The following is a 20,160-nucleotide window of genomic DNA, read 5'->3' on the forward strand; positions in this document are numbered from 1 at the left end:
TTTGTCAGCATTTAATATACGAAAAAAGGAGCAGAAACACTACGGTTTCTGCTCCTTTGTCTTCATTTAATTCAATTAAATGAGAGACTTTTTCAGTGCCCTCGCAAAAACAGCACCCTTATTTTTGAATTGAATAAGTCAAATTGTCGCATGGCTTCGATTTTAATGTTGAACAATGTATAAAAATAGTTAGTTTTGCGCTAACTTTATTTCTATAAATATGGTGCAAGATTTGTGCCAAAAGACTGATAAATGGCAAAGAACTTAACGTCCCGAAAAGAGGATTACTCCAAGTGGTACAACGAATTAGTGGTTAAAGCAGACCTGGCCGAAAACTCTGCAGTTCGGGGTTGTATGGTGATCAAACCTTACGGTTATGCGATCTGGGAAAAAATGCAGGCCCAGCTGGATAAGATGTTCAAGGAAACCGGACATCAAAATGCTTATTTCCCTCTTTTTGTTCCGAAAAGCCTCTTTGAAGCAGAAGAAAAAAATGCGGAAGGTTTTGCTAAAGAATGTGCTGTAGTGACCCACTACCGGCTTAAAACAGATCCTGAAGACAGTAGTAAATTAATAGTAGATCCCGAAGCGAAACTGGAAGAGGAGCTTATTGTAAGACCAACTTCCGAAGCTATAATCTGGAATACCTACAAAGGCTGGGTGCAGTCCTATCGTGATTTGCCAATCCTCATCAATCAATGGGCAAACGTGGTGCGCTGGGAGATGAGAACACGCCTGTTTCTTCGTACTGCTGAATTTCTATGGCAGGAAGGACATACGGCTCATGAAACCAAGGCTGAAGCACTGGCAGAAACCGAATTGATGAACAACATCTATGCGGAATTTGCAGAGAGTTTTATGGCCATGCCTGTTATTAAGGGAAGGAAAACCGAAAGTGAACGTTTTGCAGGAGCCGAAGAAACGTATTGTATAGAAGCTATGATGCAGGATGGAAAAGCCTTGCAGGCGGGTACCTCTCATTTCCTGGGACAGAATTTCGCAAAAGCTTTTGATGTTAAATTCGCTTCAAAAGAAGGAAATCTAGAGCATGTATGGGCTACCTCCTGGGGAGTGTCTACCAGGTTGATGGGAGCGCTTATCATGACTCATAGTGATGATAACGGACTTGTATTACCTCCAAACCTTGCTCCAATCCAGGTGGTGATAGTGCCAATTTACAAAGGGGAGGAGCAGTTAAACCAAATATCTGAAGTGGCAGAAGAGCTTGCTAAAGATCTAAGGGCACAGGGTATATCTGTGAAGTATGATAACCGTGATACTCATAAGCCGGGCTGGAAGTTTGCACAGTATGAATTACAGGGAGTACCGGTAAGAATTGCAATTGGACCCAAGGATCTGGAAAAAGGATCTGTGGAACTGGCAAGACGGGATACCTTAAGTAAAGAATTTGTAGCCCAATCTGAAGTGGTTGAAAAAGTAAAAGGATTAATGACTGAAATTCAGGAAAATCTGCATAAGAGAGCCCTGGACTTCAGAAATGATCATATAACAGAAGTTGATACTTTTGAAGAGTTTAAAAAAGTCCTGAAAGAGAAAGGCGGTTTTATTTCGGCACATTGGGATGGTACCTCTGCGACTGAAAATAAGATCAAGGAGCTTACAAAAGCCACGATAAGATGTATTCCGTTTGATAATGAAAGAGGTGAAGGTGCCTGTGTTTATACGGGAAAACCATCTGCAGGAAGGGTTCTTTTTGCAAAGGCGTATTAATTTTTCAAAAAAATTATCTCAACATTTGCGGCATTGAAAAATAGTTGTATTTTTGCATCCGCAATTAAGAAATAATTGGTCCGTTCGTCTAGGGGTTAGGACGCCAGGTTTTCATCCTGGTAACAGGGGTTCGATTCCCCTACGGACTACTAAAGATTTACAGTCGGTAAATCAAATTGAAATAATGATTTTGGTCCGTTCGTCTAGGGGTTAGGACGCCAGGTTTTCATCCTGGTAACAGGGGTTCGATTCCCCTACGGACTACTATAAGAGAATTAATTAAACATAAGTGTAATGGCAAATCATAAGTCAGCGTTAAAAAGAATCCGTAGCAATGAGACCAAACGTCTTAGAAATCGCTACCAGCACAAGACTACAAGGAACGCGATTAAAAGGTTACGTGAAGCAGATAAGCAGGAGGCTGAGACTTTGTTCCCTACAGTTGCTGGGATGATTGATAAATTAGCTAAACGCAACATTATTCACGATAATAAAGCTTCTAACCTTAAATCTAAGTTAGCTAAGCATGTAGCTGCGCTTTAATTTAAAGTTAGTGTTCAATTTATAAAGGAATGTCTTCTGTGATTCACAGGAGACATTTTTTGTTTTGGACATAATCGAACTACTTATACCCTAAGTTCAGCAACAGATGTTAATATCATTATAAAAAGATCATTATTTTCGGTTGTAATCTGTAAATTCATGGAAAACTGATTTAAACCTGGGGAAAATGGAAAAAATTAATGCTTTTTTTATGATTGGAACAATTGGAATGGTTACTACCTCAAGCCTTGAAATCTTTATAACCGCCGTTCTTTCCAAAGAATTTGTTCAAGTCACTTCCACCATACTTTATCCGGTTTTTATAGTCTTCCTTCTTATTGGAACAGCCGTCATGATAAAAAGAAAGAAGCAGCGCAGAGAGCAGGAGCAATCCTGAATCCAGATAAAAGATACTCCTACATTTTATTGAAAAGCACGAACTAATGAAACGTAGTTCTAGCTTCAATTCTTTCCGATATTTTCATTCGTTAATTTTACAGAGTTTATTAAATGAAAGCATTTTCACTTATTTTAGGTGCCGTATTTTAGTGGTATTCATCGCTATTATAGATTTATGCAAATCAGAAATTTAGAAGGTATTCCGATTGAGACAGTTGTAACGAGTCTGCTGGAGGCTTTTTCAGATTATTTTGTCAAAATGCCTGCTGAGGTTGCATACTGGGAAAGCCGGTTTAAAGGAGCGGGAGTGGACTGGAAGTCTTCCTTTGGAATCTTTGATGAGAAAAAGCTGGTAGCTTTTATTATTAATGGTATAGACCTGCATCAGGGAAAGCTCACAGCCTTTAACACAGGAACTGGGGTGTTGCCGGCATACAGATCCCGGAAAGCTGTGGACCAGCTTTATGAATTCGCTTTTCCATACTTCAGGGAATCAGGCACTGAGAAATGATGCTGGAAGTGATTCAGGAAAATTTGAGGGCAATCAGGGTTTATGAACGTATTGGTTTTAAAATAAGCCGAAAACTCAAATCTTTTCAGGGGAAAATAGTCCCCGGAAATGAAAAATTCAGGCTGGAAAAAGTTCCTTTTGAAGAAGTAATTGAGAAATCCAGTCTTTATGATGAGTTCTATTCCTGGGACAATTCCGGCGCAACGATAAAACGATCCGAAGAAATTTATCAGACTTTTCTTGTTAGGAACCATGAAGGCCGGGCAGCCGGGTATTTTGTAATAAATCCCGATATAGGTTATGTTGCGCAGCTGGAATTGATCAACGGACCTGCAGGGGTGGTTTTTAACGGACTGGCAAAAATTTCACCTGAAGTGAGGCTGAATAATATTTATGAAGGCCGTACAGATCTTATAGATGTGCTTTTAAAAAATGGACTGGTAAATACGGTGAACCAGTATGAAATGGAAATGGCAGTGTAAACTGAATTGAGATCATTAGCATAACAACTATAAAATATCTTCAGGAATAATTTTTGAAAAACTTCACAAACTATTGGGATGCCAGGTAGTTAGCATTTCTTAATTTAAAGTCTGTAACCTTTAAATATGGAGCTATGTCTAATGAAATGAAAAAGAATGAGGATGATAAGATAATTCCGATGACTTCGGTATCCGGTGGAAAGGAAAGGGAAGTTCGCGAAGATATTTTTTATTACACCAATCAAATAGTAAACGTGATATTTCTGGGAAAACCCATGGCGGACAACTGGGTGCTGGTGGATGCCGGAATGCCAGGATCTGGAAAAAAGATCCTGGAAATTGCCGAAAAGAGGTATGGAAAAGGAAATAAACCTTCAGCCATTCTTCTTACCCATGGACATTTTGATCATGTGGGAGCCATTATTGACCTTGTAGAGCAGTGGAATGTTCCTGTGTATGCACATCCCCTGGAATTTCCTTATTTGACGGGTGAAAAGGCCTATCCTGAACCCGATCCTTCTGTTGAAGGAGGAATGCTCGCAAAAATCTCTTCGATTTATCCCCACGAGCCTATTACTATTAAAAAGGTGCTTCAGGAATTGCCGGCAGATAATTCTTTACCGGAGCTGCCGCAATGGAAATGGATTCACACTCCCGGGCATTCTCCCGGCCATGTGTCCTTTTTCAGGGAAAGAGACCGGGCGATGATTGTGGGAGATGCTTTTGTAACCGTAAAGCAGGATTCCATGTATAAAGTGCTGGTTCAGAAAAAAGAAGTGCATGGACCCCCAAGATATTTAACAACCGACTGGAATGATGCCTGGGATTCTGTTCGAAAACTGGGGGCATTGCAGCCTCAGCTCGCTGTCACAGGTCATGGTACTGCCATGGAAGGAGAAGAGCTGCGGGAAGGGCTTCTAAAATTGATGGAAAACTTTGAAGAACGGGCCATTCCCGATTATGGTAAATATGTAAAAGATTAAATTCGGAAAATTACCACATTCCACTCAACCTTCTCTCCGGAACTTCTGAAGAGAAGGTTTTTTATATTTTCGGCCTTAGAAAATGGAAAATCCTGTCAGGGCGGTTAGTCTTTCCAGGGCAGCCATTCCCAAAGCTGAATTTCCTTTCGGATTTAACGGCGGACTCCACACTGCGACCGAATACCGGTTTGGATGCACGGCCACGATTCCTCCTCCCACACCACTTTTTCCAGGTAAACCGACCTCAAAACTGAATTCTCCGGCTTCATCGTAAAATCCGCAGGTCTGCATGAGGGCATTGATCCGTTTTACCTGCTGGGCAGTAAGGATCTCACGGTCGGATTCCAGGGTGGTACCTTCATTTACAAAAATGATAAAAGCCTGTGCCAGTTCTTTACATGACATGGCAAGGGAGCACTGGTGAAAATAAAAATCAAGCACTTCCTCGACATCATTTTCAATATTACCGAAGGATTTCAGGTAATTGGCCAAAGCATAATTGCGATAACCTTTAGATTCTTCAGAAGCGGCAACGGTATCATCATAACAAATGGTCTGGTCACCGGTAATCTCGTGAAGGAAAGTAAGTAAAGCTGCTTTTGGATTCGAAAAATGTGTTACCAACACATCAGCAACTACCAAAGCCCCAGCGTTTATAAAAGGATTTCTTGGAATTCCACCTTCATTTTCGAGTTGTGAAAGCGAATTAAACGGATCACCTGAAGGCTCCACGTCGATCCTGTTCCACAGGTCATCGCCTACCACTTTCATTGCAAGGGCCAGAGTAAAGACTTTAGAAATACTTTGTATGGAAAATCGTTCATTGCTGTCTCCAAAACAGTAATGCTGTGCCTCCCTGTCATAAAGATGCATTCCGAATTTATCGGGGGGTACTTTAGCAAGTTCCGGAATATAAGAGGCTACTTTACCCGAAAGTTTGGTTTCTGAAAATTCTTTTTCAATCTGGTTGAGGATCTTTTGGTACTCCATTAATTTAAATCGTTCAGCGAGCTTTCATTTTCTACCTCGTAAGGTAACTTTTCTGCTTTGAAAATCCGGGCACTTTTACCTCCTTTTAACGTTATTTCACTGCCTTTGACTTCCAGCCAGCTGCCCTCTCTCAAGCCTACCACCGGCTGAGTGTTGAACTGATGGAATTCCTTTATTCGGGTTTCCCGGGTCTCTCCTTTATGGGTGGAATTTGGATCGGGATCTAAATAATGCGCATTGATATTGAAAGGGATGAGTCCCAGGGTGGTGAAATTCGGTGGGTACACAATGGGCATATCATTGGTGGTTTTCATCGTGAGACCTGCGATATTTGTACCGGCACTGGTGCCTAAATAAGGAGTTCCGTTGCGAAGGGTTTCTTTTAAAACCGGGAGTAATTGATTTGCATAAAGTTCCCTTACCAAAAGAAATGTATTTCCGCCGCCGGTGAAAATTCCGTCTGCATTTTTAACGGCTCTGGCAGGATCACTAAACTCATGGATTCCCCGTACCGCAAGACCTGCCTGTTCGAAAGCAGATGCGGCGAGACTTGTGTAATCTGCATGAGATATTCCCCCGGGTCGGGCGTACGGAATAAACAATATTTCAGAGCAACCATTAAAATGCTTTTCTATTTCAGGTAGAAGGTATTCCAGATATTTTTGCCCGTGCAGGGTAGAGGTGCTTGCCAATAGGAGGTTTTTCATGCTGCTGTTTTTTGTAAAGTTAGGAAAATTCGGGATTTCAGATGAGGGAGTTACTTTTTCAGGTTGAGAAATTCCAAAAAAGAAGCACCAAATTTTATCGCTTCTAATTTAACCTCGACAGTAGGAGAGATCTCTGACGGAAACTAGATACACAGATTTTACTCAACAAGAGATTCTTCACTTCGCTGTATTTCAATCGTGATAACATTACACAGGCTAAGGTTTCCCGTTTAACACTTACATTTTACCACAATCCTATACTACAGTTTACAAGCGTATATTTAACGAAAGTTTAGTCGGGGTTTAGATTTTTAATAAGATAAGATTTTGTTACTTTAAGAAAATCACCACCATGAAACGACTTTTACTATTTATATTTTTAATGATATTCGGCCTGGTTTCTGCCCAGGAAAAAGACAGGATTCCAGTTAATGGGACAATTTCTGTTCCTATGGGAGACGATCCCGAAGGTGTGGCTATTGTGAACATCACGACCGGCCAGGGTACTTTTTCAAGAGAAGGCGGGGATTTTCGTCTTGAAGTGGCAGTAGAGGATACTGTTCGCTTTACCGCCTTACAGTATCAGGAATTTTCTGTGATTATAGATCAGGGGGTTATTGACACGGGGCAATTAATAGTGACAATTTCTGAATCGATTACAGAGTTGCCGGAAGTAGTGGTGAGTCCGCTTGATCTTTCCGGTAATGTTGAGGTGGATGTAATGAGAATTCCTACAGAAACCACTAACCTGCCCGATAGCTCGGCTGCCGAAATTGAAGATACCGACTGGGATTTCAGGCCGGATGATCAGACCTCTCCTCAAAATGCAGCTATGAGGAACACGATGATCTTTAGTGGAAATGCCCGGAATTTTGGAAACATTTTCAGGCATATTTTTACTTCCCGTAGCAGGAGTGCCGTTAGCAATACCGGCAGTGCTCCGGAACGCAGACTTTCCAATATTGATGATGAGATACAAAACCTTTACAACGATGGATTTTTTATAAAAAACCTCGATATCAAAAAAGAGAATATTCATGAATTCATTTTTTTTGCTGAAGATAACGGCCTCACTTCCGAAATGCTGAAAGAGGAGAATGAGATAGAGCTTATTAGGTTTCTACTGGAGCAAAGTGAACGCTATAAAAATCAATAAGTAGTAGTTCCTCAATATAATCTTTACTATATATTTTCCCCTTATATGTAAATCCTTTGTAGAGAGAATTTTAATTTTTTGCTGAAAAAAAATTAGAATTCAAACTTGTCATTTTTTTGTTTCTTTAGACAAAGATGCTACATGAAAATTTACATAAGTTTTTGTCTGATGTTTTTCACGTTCGGTTGCCTGGCTCAGGATCAGAGCAGGGTAGAGGTGAAGGGAAACATTACTGCCCCTTCAGGCTTTGATGCCGAGGGTATTACCATTTATAACCAGACTTCCAATCGAGGTGCGGTTTCTTCTGAAAAAGGAGATTTCCTCCTGAAGATGAAGTCCGGGGATTCGCTGGTTTTCTCTGCCATTCAGTTCCGGGAACTTAAGATAAGGGTTGGACAGGAGGTGATAGATTCCCGTATTTTATCAGTAGAGATCAGCGAAGTAGTCAACGAGTTGCCGGAAATAGTTATCAGGCCTCATGATCTAAGCGGGAATATAGAAGATGACCTTAAAAATATTGAAACTGCACCTATAGATCCTTCCGCTTTTTCATATAAAAATTTAAAAAATACAGATGTCGTGCCAGATGATTTGAACTCTCCCGGTAATGCTGCTATGCACAACAACCAGCAATTGACCAATGGACTAAATATAAAAAATGTGGTGGGATTGATTGGGAAAAGCCTTTTTCCAAAGAAAAAATCAGAAAACAATACAGCTTTAGTGAGGATCGACAGGGAGCTCAGAGCCCGATATTCCGTTGATTTTTTTAATGTTACGCTTGGAATACGAGAGGAGCAAATCAATGATTTTATATCCTTTGCAGAAGAAAACGGACTTCAGCCCGAGCTGCTGAAAAAGGATAAGGAAATGGATCTTCTTCAGCTATTGATCGTGCAAAGTGAACGATTCAGAGAGCAGGAGTAAAAAAAGTGGTTAGTGTTCATTGCTCAGTATAAAATTTAAATCGCTTCTGAAATGTCATCCAAGTCATCCAGACTGTAGGAGGAACCTCTTAGAAGAAGAATAGCATCAACTTTTCCGCTCCCTTTGGAACTATGGGATAAACGGAAAAGCTAATGATTTTTAGTAAAACATGAGATCTCTCGATCGCTTTGTCTTCACTACGTTCAGGTAAAGCTTATTTCGGGATGACAGTTCTCCTGAAATTTCAAATTTTGAGCACCTAATTCCAAAAATATGCTACAATTCTTCTGAATCCTAAAGGTCAGTAAATATTATACAACCATATAAAATACAGTTTTTGAGATCTCAAGCCTAACATCCAAAAAACTGGAATGTTATTTGATTTACTACTTTAGCATCTTCAGAAGCTAGACATGAAAAAAACAATTTTACTATTAATTTTTTTGCTGCCTTTAATCTCCTTTACAGAAGCTCATAAATTCTACCTGAGCGTTACAGATATGGAGTACAGCGAAAAAAATAAATCCCTGCAGATCATTTCCCGAGTGTTTACAGATGATATGGAGAATTTGCTGAAGACGAGATACAGTAAAGGCCTTTATCTTACCAAAGAAGAGGAACATGAAGCGGCTGATGGTTTTCTTAAAAAATATCTTTCAGAGAAACTTGAAATTCAGGTAAACGGCGAGCAGCGGAAGTTTAACTATCTTGGTAAAAAATATGATAATGATCAACTAGTGCTTTTTCTGGAAGTGGAAGACCTGCCTGATTTAACAAATGTTATCGTAAGAAATGAGGTGCTGACAGATCTTTTTCCCGATCAAAAAAACGTGGTGCATGTTTCTTTTAAAGGTGTCACCAAAAGTTTGCTGCTTTCTCGTAGTAATGAAAGCGGAAGAATAAATTTCAGGAACTAAAATTGCTAAACCTGAAGAAATAAGTATTTTTAGCAATCAAAAAAATCAAAACAACTATATGAGAACATTCAAGACAGCATTTTCGGCTGTTTTCTTTCTGTTTACGGTAGGGCTTTTTGCCCAGGAAACCGAATCCCAGACTCAGGAAGAAACCAGGGAGGCCGGACACATTAATCAGAATAAATTCCGACAGCTTTATCAGGAATTTTCTACCCCCAATCAATACCGTACCGGTTCCGGTGCGCCCGGTCCTGAATATTACCAGAACATGGCCGATTATAAAATGGACATTGAGCTGGATGACCGCAATCAGAAATTAACAGGGAAGGAAACTATTACTTATCATAACAATTCTCCCGATGATCTTGAATACCTTTGGGTTCAGTTGGATCAAAACGTACGGGCAAAAGATTCTCCTGCACAGCTAAAGGATGGCAATGGTATTGCACCTGTTTCTCAACCCGGAGGATTTGTTGCAGAATATATGAAGGAATCCTTTGATGGTGGTTTTAACATCACCGAAGTAAGTGCTAAAGGTAGGCCATTGCAACACTATATCAATCAGACGATGATGCGTATTGACCTTGCAGAGCCTTTAAAATCTGGTGAGAGTTTTTCATTTGATATCAAATGGTGGTACAATATAAATGAACACACAGTAGATCGTGGTCGTTCGGGATATGAGCATTTTCCGGAAGACGGGAACAATGCGTATGTAATTGCACAGTTTTTCCCACGAATGGCGGTTTACAATGATGTGGAAGGATGGCAGAACTACCAGTTCTGGGGAAATGGTGAATTCGCTCTTCCCTTCGGAAACTATGAAGTGAATATTACAGTTCCTGCAGATCATATTCTGGATGGAACAGGGGAACTTCAGAATAGAAAAGAAATATTCTCAAAAGAAATGATGAGAAGGTTTGACCAGGCGAAACAATCATATGATGAGCCTGTAATGATTGTTACCCAGCAAGAAGCCGAAGCTGCGGAAAAAGGATTTTCAGAAGAAAAAAAGACATGGAAACTTAAAGCAGAGATGGTAAGGGATTTCGCCTTTGCCACTTCAAGAAAGTTCATTTGGGATATGATGGCTGTCAAAGTGGGAAATAAAGACGTGATGGCTGTTTCCATGTATCCTAAAGAAGGAAACCCACTATGGGAAGATTACTCTACCAAAGTAGTGGCACATACGCTGCAGTCGTATTCAGATCATACGTTCGAGTATCCATACCATAAAGCAATTTCTGTCCACGCCAAGAATCAGGGGATGGAATACCCAATGATCTGCTGGAATTACGGACGTCCTGATGAGAATGGGGAATACAGTGACCGTGTGAAATATGGAATGATGAGCGTTATCATTCATGAAATTGGGCATAATTTTTTCCCGATGATCGTTAATTCTGATGAGCGCCAGTGGGGCTGGATGGATGAAGGACTTGATACTTTTCTGCAGTATGTCGCAGAACAGGAGTATGGGGAAAGATATCCTGAAGATATCGCACCAAACAGCAAGTATCCCTCCAGAAGAGGTGAACCTGCAAAGATCGTGGATTATATGAAAGGTGATCAGGATTTCATAGCTCCTATCATGTCCAATCCCGAAAATGTGTACCAGTTAGGAAATAATGCCTACGGAAAACCTGCCACTGCTCTAAATATTCTTAGAGAAACAGTGATGGGGAAAGAACTTTTTGATCATGCTTTTAAAACCTATGCACAACGCTGGATGTTCAAGCACCCAACCCCCGAAGATTTCTTCAGGACCATGGAAGATGCTTCGGCTGTGGACCTTGACTGGTTCTGGAGAGGCTGGTTCTATACAACAGATTATGTAGATATAGGAGTGAGTGACGTGAAAAAATATTACATCACCGATGAGCCGACAAAAGCAGGGATCGAATTATTAAACCGCTACGGTGTTTCAGATCCGTCTTCCATTGATGCACTTTATGTAGTAGAAGAAGGAAGCGAAGAGATGAAGGAAGAAATGAAAGGAAGAACTCCGGCAGAAAATGCTCCGACTCTTAATGAGTACCTGATGGATAATTTTACTCCGGAAGAAAGACAGGAAATGAAGATGCCAAAGTATTTCTATGAAGTTACCTTTAACAAACCGGGAGGTCTGGTAATGCCGATTATTGTGGAATATACCTATGCAGACGGAACTACAGAAAAAGTAAAATATCCGGTGCAGATATGGCGTAAAAACGACCAGCAGGTAAGTCGGGCGCTGGCGACAGATAAGGAGATCACAAAGATCGTGGTAGACCCGGATCTTGAGACAGCAGATATTGATACAAGCAATAACAGCTGGCCTCAAACGGAAGAACAAAACGAGTTTGAACAGTTCAAGAACGAAAATCAGGGGTAAGAACCTGATCTTGAGAGCTGAAAAAATAAAGCCGACTTTAACAGGTCGGCTTTTTTAATGAACCAATTTGTGATTATATTTGCAGCCTATGGGAACACTTCCTCTTTTTATTAGCGGTGGCGAAATTGCCTTTATAGTTTTTATACTGGTAATGGTATTTGGTGCCGATAAAGTTCCTGAAATAGCAAAAGGGCTGGGTCAGGGAATGCGTAGTATTAAGAATGCTACCAACGAGATCAAAAGTGAGGTCATGAAGAGTGCCGATAAGCATAAAACAGATGTTTCCGGCGTAAAAACAGACGTAACCAAAGAGATCGATAAGGTCAAAGAAGATATTGAAGAGATCACGGGAAGTGTGAAGAGGAGGTTTTAGGGTAGTGACGCAGTGACGCTGTAAGGAAGTGATCACGGGATGCTGTTCTTCTGTATCTTTAATTATGCTGATTCCTTTAGTCCTGTTCAGTCCGTATTTTTATTATTATTCCATGCTTTTAAGCAGCTTGAGTAGCATTCTTCGAATGTAAACCACATTTTCTTCTGTTTCTCTTAATTCAGAAATATAGTTCAATCCTTTAGAAATTTAAATCTGGGTTTCCAGTTCTGCCAAAGAACCGAGTGAAATGTAGAGAAACCTGGTGAAATCCTTTTACTTTGTCGTGCTGCTCCTTCAGCTGTGTTTGAAGGAACGGAAACAGCAGATCTTCTGATCGGGCTGGTTAAACCGTATAATTTTTCTTCTGACGGGTAATTTTTTTTAAGCTGGAAATAGTAACAACTAAATTCGTTATATCATCACTTAAAACAATTAGCCTAACTTTACCAAAAAATTCATTCATGCACTTCCTTCCTCAAGAAATAGACGACTACGTAGTAAAGCATTCCGCGAAGGAGCCGGAGTTGCTTCAACAGCTAAACAGGGAAACGAATCAGAAGGTATTGCAGCCTCGTATGCTGAGTGGGCATTACCAGGGACGAATCCTGAGTATGATCTCAAAGCTGGTGCAGCCTGCTTCTATCCTGGAGATTGGAACCTATACAGGATACTCTGCACTTTGTCTTGCAGAAGGAATGAAACCTGGCGGAGTGCTTCATACCATAGACGTAAACGAGGAACTGTTCGACCTTCAGAAGAAATATTTTGAAGCTTCTCCGTTTTCTAATCAGATCATTCAGCACCTGGGTGATGCCACGGAGGTTATTCCGACTTTAGAAACGGATTATGATTTGGTATTCATTGATGCCGATAAACCTAACTATCCGAGATATTTTGAATTGATCATGGAAAGGCTAAAGCCGGGTGGGATCATCATTTCCGATAACGTATTGTGGAGTGGAAAGGTGATAGAACCCTTAAAGGAAGGAGATGAATCTACAGCAGCACTCCTGGAATATAACAGACTTCTTGAAGAAGACATCAGACTCGAAACCGTAATGCTACCGATTCGGGATGGGTTGACGATTAGCAGGAGGAAATAGCTTTTAGCTCTTTGCTGTTGGTACTTTTGGTATTTAATCATTGAACAGCTTTTACATTTTTTACATTTCTAATGGTATGAGCGGGATGCCATTACCATTCAAGGAATTTCAAGTCAGTAAGAAAGGTACAAAGAAAAGGATATGTGGCGAAATCAGATCGCGCGGAGTCGAGATATCATTTTCCATCAACTACGGAATAGGATGAGTAGCATTGAATTATGAATCAGGCAGTACGAGCGAGGTGCTCGTACTATTCATGATTCCTGGGGCGAATGTGTGAGCGTCCCGATTGAACTTTTTAAAACATTTGTACTGCATTACAACATGACTCCTTCACTTCATCACTATTTTGTATTTTTACTCATCTAAATCTCATATCCACAATTCTCATGTCCAACAAAAACACCCTCGAATTTGCCCAACAACTTGATGCGGAAGATCCGCTGAAGGAGTATGCTGATAAGTTCCATTTTCCGAAGATAAAAGGAGAAAAGGCGATCTATTTCACTGGCAATTCGCTGGGTTTACAGCCGAAAAATGCAAAGGAATATGTGGATGAGATCATGACCGACTGGGCAGAATTGGCAGTAGAAGGACATTTTCAGGCAGAAAAGCCTTGGTGGGACTATCACGAACGCTTTGCTGAAAAATTATCCAAAGTAGTGGGGGCAAAACCTTCAGAAGTTACCGTTATGAATACCCTTACCGTTAATCTTCATTTGATGATGGTTTCCTTTTACCGGCCTTCTGGAAAAAGGTATAAGATCATTTGTGAGGAAAAAGCATTCCCGAGCGACCAATACATGATTTCGAGTCAGGTGAGGGTTCATGGATTGGATCCGAAAGATGCTATTGTAGAATTGAAAAAGAGAGAAGGAGAACAGCATTTGAGGACAGAAGATGTAGTTCAGAAAATAAAAGAGGTGGGAGAGGAGTGTGCCCTGGTGCTGATTGGCGGAGTAAATTATTACAGTGGTCAGGTGCTGGATATGAAAACGATCACAAAAGCCGGAAAAGACGTGGGTGCATTTGTGGGCTGGGATCTGGCACATGCCGCCGGAAATGTGGAATTAAGGCTACACGATTGGGAGGTGGATTTCGCTGCCTGGTGCAGCTATAAGTACATGAATTCCGGCCCGGGGAATGCTTCCGGATGTTTTATCCATGAGAAGTACCACGGACGAAAAGATATTCCGAGGTTTGAAGGCTGGTGGGGACATAACAAAGAGCGGCGCTTTGTAATGGAACCTGAATTTCAGCCGGAACCAGATGCCAATGCATGGCAGATCAGTAATGCTCCGATACTGGCGATGGCCCCTTACCTGGCTTCTCTGGAATTATTTGAGGAGGTAGGAATGCCAGCCCTGATTAAAAAACGGAACAAAATAGTTTCCTATCTGGAATTTATCCTTCAGGAGACTGCACAGGAGGTTCAGGCAGATTTTGAGATTATTACTCCAGAAGATCAGGCTGAAAGAGGGACTCAGTTGTCCGTTTTTCTACATGGACAGGGAAAAGAGTTGTTTAATTACCTGATGGATAACGGAGTCATCACCGATTGGCGGGAACCCAATGTAATTCGTCTAGCCCCCGCCCCGTTTTATTGTTCTTACGAAGATATGTACCGGTTTGGGCAGGTGTTGAAGTCGTATTTTGTGTGAGTGTGTAACCCTGGGTCCTTGTGATGCTAAAAGGAAGTGGTGAATGAGCTGCTTTAAAAAATAGGGAATTTCTGTTGCATAGTTGCGCGGGAGGCTCTTAAATAATATTAATTATCATGAATTTCTTTCAAAGGAGCTTTTCAGGGACTGCGGCAAACAACTTGCAACCAAACTGAGTGTTTTGATGCTCCGAGGTTCTGAATAAAGGAAATCTTCGCCTGAATGAGCGGGACGCTCTTAAGATGAAAATATTCGTATAAAGTAATGTCATAAGCATCTATGGAAGGAACTTTTTAGCTATTGCGACAAATTCACAACAACAAAAAGCAAGGTAGCTTTAACCTTCACGTCGCCACATCATTCTGTAGTCAAGTTACAATTACAACAACTTATACACCAGATGCAGACCGGCACCAAATTTCGGGGAAGCCGTATTGTTGAGTTCTATTCCTGCCTGTACATTTAAATCAATGGAGGTCCGTAGGAGCCCCACATCCAGTAATCCGGAATAGACATTTTGTTTAGGGCGGTACCTTAGGGCATAAGTACCATCGTTTCGAGCGTAGCTAAGAAGTAGTTTATAAGGGATCGTATGAATAAGGTTCGGCCATTCTCCTCCAATTCCTAAATGATGAGCTTTAAATTTATTATTAAGAAATCCCTCTCCGCCAGGATCGGGAGTGAAGAAGGGGGAACCTATTACCCGGCCTTCATATGTCCAACCAGAACGGTAAAGGCCATGGCTAAAATATCGGTCGTATTTATGTACGCCAGTTGTTGTATGACTTTGATGTTCGGTATAATAAAATTCATAAATGACAGAATTGATCAAGCGCTCTTTTTCATTGTTTTCATAATACAAACCATATCGACCATCGGGAGTATTTCCCAATCGCTGACCAGAGGCATCTTCAAAAAGATGATTATAAATAAACTGAAGTTTGAAGTCCCGAAACTCTTTCGAAACATAGGCTTCATACCCTCCAAGTACATTTCCTAAAACTGTGTTGATCTCTCCTTCTGTATATTCAGTTCCTTCCAATCCAAAAATAACCCGTAAATAATCTTCAAAACCTCCATGTAAATCCCCATGTCTTGGTGAATTTCCAGACCATTGGACTATATGTTGTAATCCACCTTTGACTTCCCAGCTGCCCTTTCTGTAAACCAGACGTAGTTCCTTATAATGGGTTTTTGCACCTTTTACGAAGCGGTCATTCCCCATTAAGTATTCATTCCAGGATCCCTCTGCCCCAAAACCTTCATTTCCGGAGAAGAAAAGTGGTTTGGTGGTTCCAATTCTAATGCCGGGCATAGGACGGGCATTAAGGGACCAGAAAATACTGTTGTTGGTGGAGCTCAATCCATTATAATATTCCTTTTGCTGCTTTCGCCCCAGAGTCGCAAACATCCAGGAGTTTTGATAATGAGCAAAAAGTTCATCTATTTGAACTCCCTTGTCCGATCCCTGGTCGTATAGAATTCCGGCGCCAATTATGAGATAACTATTGCGGGAAAAAAACAACGCCTTTTTACCGCTGACCCATGCTGATCCATATGTATTTTCCGAAATCCTTCCGCGCTGATTGTGATAAAGCCAAAAAGGTAGTTGTTCCCGGGTACCACCCAATCCTTTTAAATTTAATTCCAGCGAATAGTCAAGATCATGAGACATACTTAAAGAAGGAGCTATTAATTCCTCTTCGCTTTTCGTGAGCTGTGAAAAAGCTTTAGCACTACATAAAATAAACAACAGGTAAAGAGGAAAAAGTTTGATGTTCATAAGGTTCCTTCTGGAATGGATTGCGCAAAAGTAAGGAATAAGGTTGAAAGGCAAACTTATGAAGTGAGAGAAATTTAATAGGTTTCACATGAATAATGGCCTAATACGAGAGGGACACTCTTGCATGACATTATCCAAACAAGATGTCTTTGGGAGATTATTTTAACGGATAAGCTTAAAAAATCTGTGAAGGAAACACCTGGTTAGATTACAGTTTATACATTAAGCGAATACCGGCACCAAAATTTGGGGGTGCTGTATTGTTAAATTCTACTCCTGACTGAAAGTTTAAGTGTATCGTTTTTTGCAGAAGGTTTATATCGAATAGCCCATAAAAAACATTTTCTTCGGGGCTATATCTTTTACTGTAAACTCCCTCATTCTTCGCGTAACTTAAGAGGAGTTTATAAGGATATTTTTGAAAGTAGTTCCCTAATTCCCCACTTATTCCTATATGATGTGCAGTGAATTTATTATTAATTATTCCATTTTCATTACTATCCCCCGTAAAAAACGGTGTGCCAATAACCCTGTTCTTATAAGTCCATCCAGAACGGTAGGTATTACTATTAAAATAATTATCATACTTATGGAATCCGCTGGCGGTGTAGCTTTGATGTTGGGTATAATAAAATTCATAAATGATGGCATTTATTAACTGCGAAGGATTATAAGCCTCATAATAAAATCCATAACGACCATCGGGGAAATTCTCAAAACGCCGACCAGAGATATCTTCGAATAAGTGATTATAAAAGAACTGTAATTTGAAAAACTTATAGCTTTTACCAAGGTGGAACTCGTATATTCCGAGATGGTTTCCTTTAGATTTTAACTGGTTTCGAGCATTCTTTGTAGTTCCTTCACTCCCAAGAACAACCTGTAAATAATCATTAAACCCCGAAGGTTGTTCTCCACTATGGTTCAATGTACCCGCCCATTGTGCCATATGTTGTACTCCTGCTTTTAAATCCCATCCATTTAGCTGAAGTACTGCGCCAAATTTTTTATAATGTAGAAGTACATTTTCTGAATGCTTGCTGTCTCCTAAAAAATATTCATTCCAACTTCCCTCAAGACCAAAGACTTTCTTTTTTGTGAAATAGAAAGGAGAGGTGCTTCCAATTTGTACCCCGGGAATTGCTCTGGTGTTAAGAGACAGAAGCATATTGCCGTTAGAAGCACTTAAACCCTGAAGAACTTCCCTTTGCTGTTTTTTTCCGACCGTGACATAAAAATTAAGATCCTGATAATGTGCATAAATCTCATCGAGTTGAATTCCCGGTGCCCCCGCATCTTGATAAAGAATGTTTGTGCCATAAATTATACTACTTTCATCTGAAACAAAACTGACAGCTTTAGCAGATAATGTACCTAATACTGAAGTATTTTTAGAAATTCGACCGCGCTGATTATGTTCCATCCAAAATGGCAGTTCCTGTCTAGAGTAAGATAGACCTTGTAATGTAAACTCCAGAGAATAAGGCTGTTTTTCTAAGTAATACATCAATGGAGATAGTAGCTCTTCTTCCGCTTTATTGTGTTGTGCATATCCTGCATTATATTTAAATAATACTAATAAAAAGAGCATTGAAAAAGTCCATAGTCTCATGGAAGTTGGAAGCTTAGCATAATAAAAAATCACATGTTCAAAAATAAGAAATTTTAACACATTTTGTCTTCAATGTTAAATTTTTTAGGATTTGACATTTTAATACTTCGTAAAGTCTTTAGATGGAGAGTTTTAAAATGTAGGGAAAGATTCTTATAAAATCTATGTTGGAAAGTTGATTTTGCAGAAACCTACCTCAAAAAGCTGGTACGAAGATTAATTTGATGGACAGCCACTGTTTAAGTGCAGGGTTAGTTCTTTTCTAAGGTATACGAGTTGTGCGAATTTAAAGAAGTTTATTTTTTAAATCCTCTCGGAGGAGCTGGAATCAAGGAGGTAGAAGTAAAGGACGTAAGAGGCAAGATTGATCTCAGGAGTAGAAATAGTTGATCGAAAATATAGTATACATTTATTTACATTTTATATACCGCATTTAATCCTGCACCATAAATTGGGGAAGAATAGGTATTATACTCCATGCCTATCTGGAAACTTACATCTATTTTTTTCTGTTCTAATTGAAGTAAGTTTATGTCATAGAGTACAGAAAATACATCTTGTTTTGGATGATATCGTTGGTCGCGTCTGCCATCATTTTGGGCATAGCTTAATAGTGCTCTATAAGGATGAGAACTATTAAAAAATAGTAAATTTCCACCTATTCCAATGTGGTGAGCTGTGAATTTATTATTAATAATATGTAATTTTTCCTTGACGTCAACGGTAAAAAATGGAGCACCTATAACTCTGTTATAATACGTCCATCCAGATCGGTACCCTGTGTTGTTGAAATAATTATCATTTTTATATACTCCACTTGTGGTATGGCTCTGGTGATGGGTCGAATAGAACTCATACATGAAGGACTGAAATATCGAGATAGGTTCTTTTAAGGAGATAAAAAGGCCATAACGACCGTCCGGGGTATTTCCCAGACGACGTCCAGAACCATCCTCAAAAATATGATTGTAAAACAGCTCTGCATAAAAATTACTAAAATTTTTACTAAAGTATAATTCGTATCCACCTAGATGGTTTCCCAGAGCGTTGTTCTGATCACTTCCGGTAGCGCCATCGTTGCCACTACTTCCCGCAACAATTCGTAAATAATCCTCAAAGGCTTCTGGTTGCTGTCCAAGCTCTATGGATTTTCCTCCCCACTGAGCAAAATGTTGCAGTCCTGCTTTAATTTTGAAGCTGCGATCTGAGGAGCTGTAGACCAAATGGAAACTTTTATGATGAAGCCGGGCATTACTGGTAAATCGTTCCTTTTCAAAAAAATATTCTCCCCAGGAAGCCTCAAAACCAAAATTCTTTTGTAGGAATATGGGACGTGTTGTTTTGAGCAGCACACCTGGAAGGGGGCGGGCGTTTAACGACCAAAGAAGGCTTTGATTCGATGCACTCAGTCCATTATATAATTTAGGAAGTTGTCTCCTTCCGGCGGTAACCTGAAAGAAGGAAGTTGAATAACTCGCAAATAATTCATCTGTAATAAATTTCTTTCCTATGCCGTCCCGGAGCAGAATCCCGGCACCAATTTCTAGCCTGGAATTATTTTGAAAATTGTAGGTAGCTTTACCCGAAACCCAAGTAGCCAATCTGGTATCCTCAGAGATTCGTCCTCGCTGATTATGAAACATCCAAAAAGGGAGTTGATCTCTTGTTGATGCATACCCCTTGACATTAGCCTCTCCAGTAAAAATAAATTTCGAACTTGGAGTTGCAGTTGATTGGATATTGTTTTCTGAAAGCTGAGAGAAAGCATTAATATTTATGAAAATAAAACATAGCAGGATAAATGGGACATGTCGAAAATTCATATATTTTGAGGGGGATATATTGTAACAACTAGAATGGCAGCTTTTTGCAATCATGAATACAACTGCCTATATCATTGGCAAAAGT

General features: G+C 40.1%; 18 protein-coding genes, 2 tRNA genes and 1 pseudogene. 15 read left to right on the forward strand and 6 right to left on the reverse strand.

What is annotated here, in order from left to right:
- Positions 1-252: 252 nt before the first annotated feature.
- The 8 genes from proS to IE056_RS14730 all read left to right on the forward strand — a co-directional run bounded on the left by proS (position 253) and on the right by IE056_RS14730 (position 4,649).
- Positions 253-1,731, forward strand: coding sequence for a proline--tRNA ligase (gene proS / locus IE056_RS14695; protein ID WP_189605485.1), 1,479 nt, complete (start codon positions 253-255; stop codon positions 1,729-1,731).
- A 77-nt stretch (positions 1,732-1,808) separates the two neighbouring features.
- Positions 1,809-1,880: transfer RNA gene (locus tag IE056_RS14700), tRNA-Glu, on the forward strand.
- A gap of 43 nt (positions 1,881-1,923) precedes the next feature.
- A tRNA-Glu gene (locus IE056_RS14705) sits at positions 1,924-1,995 on the forward strand.
- Between the two features lie 30 nt (positions 1,996-2,025).
- Positions 2,026-2,274 carry a 30S ribosomal protein S20 gene (gene rpsT, locus IE056_RS14710; RefSeq protein WP_189605486.1) on the forward strand — a complete coding sequence of 83 codons (249 nt, stop codon included), beginning with the start codon at positions 2,026-2,028 and terminating at the stop codon, positions 2,272-2,274.
- Between the two features lie 187 nt (positions 2,275-2,461).
- Positions 2,462-2,671: a hypothetical protein gene (locus IE056_RS14715; protein WP_189605487.1), complete on the forward strand. Its 210-nt coding sequence runs from the start codon at positions 2,462-2,464 to the stop codon at positions 2,669-2,671.
- A gap of 177 nt (positions 2,672-2,848) precedes the next feature.
- Entirely contained in the window at positions 2,849-3,184 is a 336-nt protein-coding gene (locus tag IE056_RS14720) for a hypothetical protein (protein WP_189605488.1), read from the forward strand.
- Positions 3,184-3,666 carry an N-acetyltransferase gene (locus IE056_RS14725; protein WP_189605489.1) on the forward strand — a complete coding sequence of 161 codons (483 nt, stop codon included), beginning with the start codon at positions 3,184-3,186 and terminating at the stop codon, positions 3,664-3,666. The genes IE056_RS14720 and IE056_RS14725 overlap by 1 nt, the downstream gene beginning before the upstream one ends.
- 134 nt (positions 3,667-3,800) lie before the next feature.
- On the forward strand, positions 3,801-4,649 hold the full coding sequence (locus IE056_RS14730) for an MBL fold metallo-hydrolase (protein WP_189605490.1): 849 nt from the start codon (positions 3,801-3,803) through the stop codon (positions 4,647-4,649).
- Between the two features lie 75 nt (positions 4,650-4,724).
- Here the strand turns inward: IE056_RS14730 and IE056_RS14735 are convergent, their stop codons facing one another.
- Entirely contained in the window at positions 4,725-5,639 is a 915-nt protein-coding gene (locus IE056_RS14735; protein WP_189605491.1) for a glutaminase, read from the reverse strand.
- A complete protein-coding gene (pepE, locus tag IE056_RS14740; protein ID WP_189605492.1) occupies positions 5,639-6,346 on the reverse strand; it encodes a dipeptidase PepE in 708 nt (235 codons plus the stop codon). Before pepE ends, IE056_RS14735 begins: the two co-directional genes overlap by 1 nt.
- Positions 6,347-6,698: 352 nt before the next feature.
- On the opposite strand from pepE, the gene IE056_RS14745 reads away from it, so the two are divergent.
- From IE056_RS14745 to IE056_RS14765, 5 genes are all read left to right on the forward strand, one after another.
- Positions 6,699-7,502, forward strand: a complete 804-nt coding sequence (locus tag IE056_RS14745; protein WP_189605493.1) for a BamP family beta-assembly machinery protein — start codon at positions 6,699-6,701, stop codon at positions 7,500-7,502.
- Positions 7,503-7,643: 141 nt separating this feature from the next.
- Positions 7,644-8,429 (forward strand): BamP family beta-assembly machinery protein, encoded by a 786-nt coding sequence (locus IE056_RS14750; RefSeq protein ID WP_189605494.1) that lies wholly within the window; start codon positions 7,644-7,646, stop codon positions 8,427-8,429.
- A gap of 413 nt (positions 8,430-8,842) precedes the next feature.
- The gene (locus IE056_RS14755) at positions 8,843-9,346 is read left to right on the forward strand and encodes a DUF6702 family protein (protein WP_189605495.1); all 504 of its coding nucleotides are present in this window, start codon (positions 8,843-8,845) and stop codon (positions 9,344-9,346) included.
- Positions 9,347-9,404: 58 nt separating this feature from the next.
- Positions 9,405-11,720, forward strand: coding sequence for a M1 family metallopeptidase (locus IE056_RS14760; RefSeq protein ID WP_189605496.1), 2,316 nt, complete (start codon positions 9,405-9,407; stop codon positions 11,718-11,720).
- A gap of 88 nt (positions 11,721-11,808) precedes the next feature.
- Positions 11,809-12,093 carry a Sec-independent protein translocase subunit TatA/TatB gene (locus IE056_RS14765; protein WP_189605497.1) on the forward strand — a complete coding sequence of 95 codons (285 nt, stop codon included), beginning with the start codon at positions 11,809-11,811 and terminating at the stop codon, positions 12,091-12,093.
- 191 nt (positions 12,094-12,284) lie between these two features.
- Here the strand turns inward: IE056_RS14765 and IE056_RS18545 are convergent.
- Positions 12,285-12,440 (reverse strand): annotated as a pseudogene (locus IE056_RS18545) (four helix bundle protein); the annotation flags it as partial.
- A gap of 114 nt (positions 12,441-12,554) precedes the next feature.
- Here IE056_RS18545 and IE056_RS14775 point away from each other — a divergent pair.
- Positions 12,555-13,196 (forward strand): O-methyltransferase, encoded by a 642-nt coding sequence (locus tag IE056_RS14775; RefSeq protein WP_189605498.1) that lies wholly within the window; start codon positions 12,555-12,557, stop codon positions 13,194-13,196.
- Between the two features lie 389 nt (positions 13,197-13,585).
- Positions 13,586-14,857, forward strand: coding sequence for a kynureninase (gene kynU, locus IE056_RS14780; protein WP_189605499.1), 1,272 nt, complete (start codon positions 13,586-13,588; stop codon positions 14,855-14,857).
- Between the two features lie 379 nt (positions 14,858-15,236).
- On the opposite strand, the gene IE056_RS14785 is transcribed toward kynU, so the two are convergent.
- The 3 genes from IE056_RS14785 to IE056_RS14795 all read right to left on the reverse strand — a co-directional run bounded on the left by IE056_RS14785 (position 15,237) and on the right by IE056_RS14795 (position 20,075).
- Positions 15,237-16,640 (reverse strand): capsule assembly Wzi family protein, encoded by a 1,404-nt coding sequence (locus IE056_RS14785; protein ID WP_189605500.1) that lies wholly within the window; start codon positions 16,638-16,640, stop codon positions 15,237-15,239.
- Between the two features lie 208 nt (positions 16,641-16,848).
- Positions 16,849-18,312 (reverse strand): capsule assembly Wzi family protein, encoded by a 1,464-nt coding sequence (locus IE056_RS14790; protein WP_189605501.1) that lies wholly within the window; start codon positions 18,310-18,312, stop codon positions 16,849-16,851.
- A gap of 353 nt (positions 18,313-18,665) precedes the next feature.
- Entirely contained in the window at positions 18,666-20,075 is a 1,410-nt protein-coding gene (locus tag IE056_RS14795; RefSeq protein ID WP_189605502.1) for a capsule assembly Wzi family protein, read from the reverse strand.
- Positions 20,076-20,160 lie beyond the last annotated feature (85 nt).

The sequence above is a fragment of the Salinimicrobium marinum genome, assembly GCF_014651535.1.
GTDB classification, from domain to species: Bacteria; Bacteroidota; Bacteroidia; order Flavobacteriales; family Flavobacteriaceae; genus Salinimicrobium; species Salinimicrobium marinum.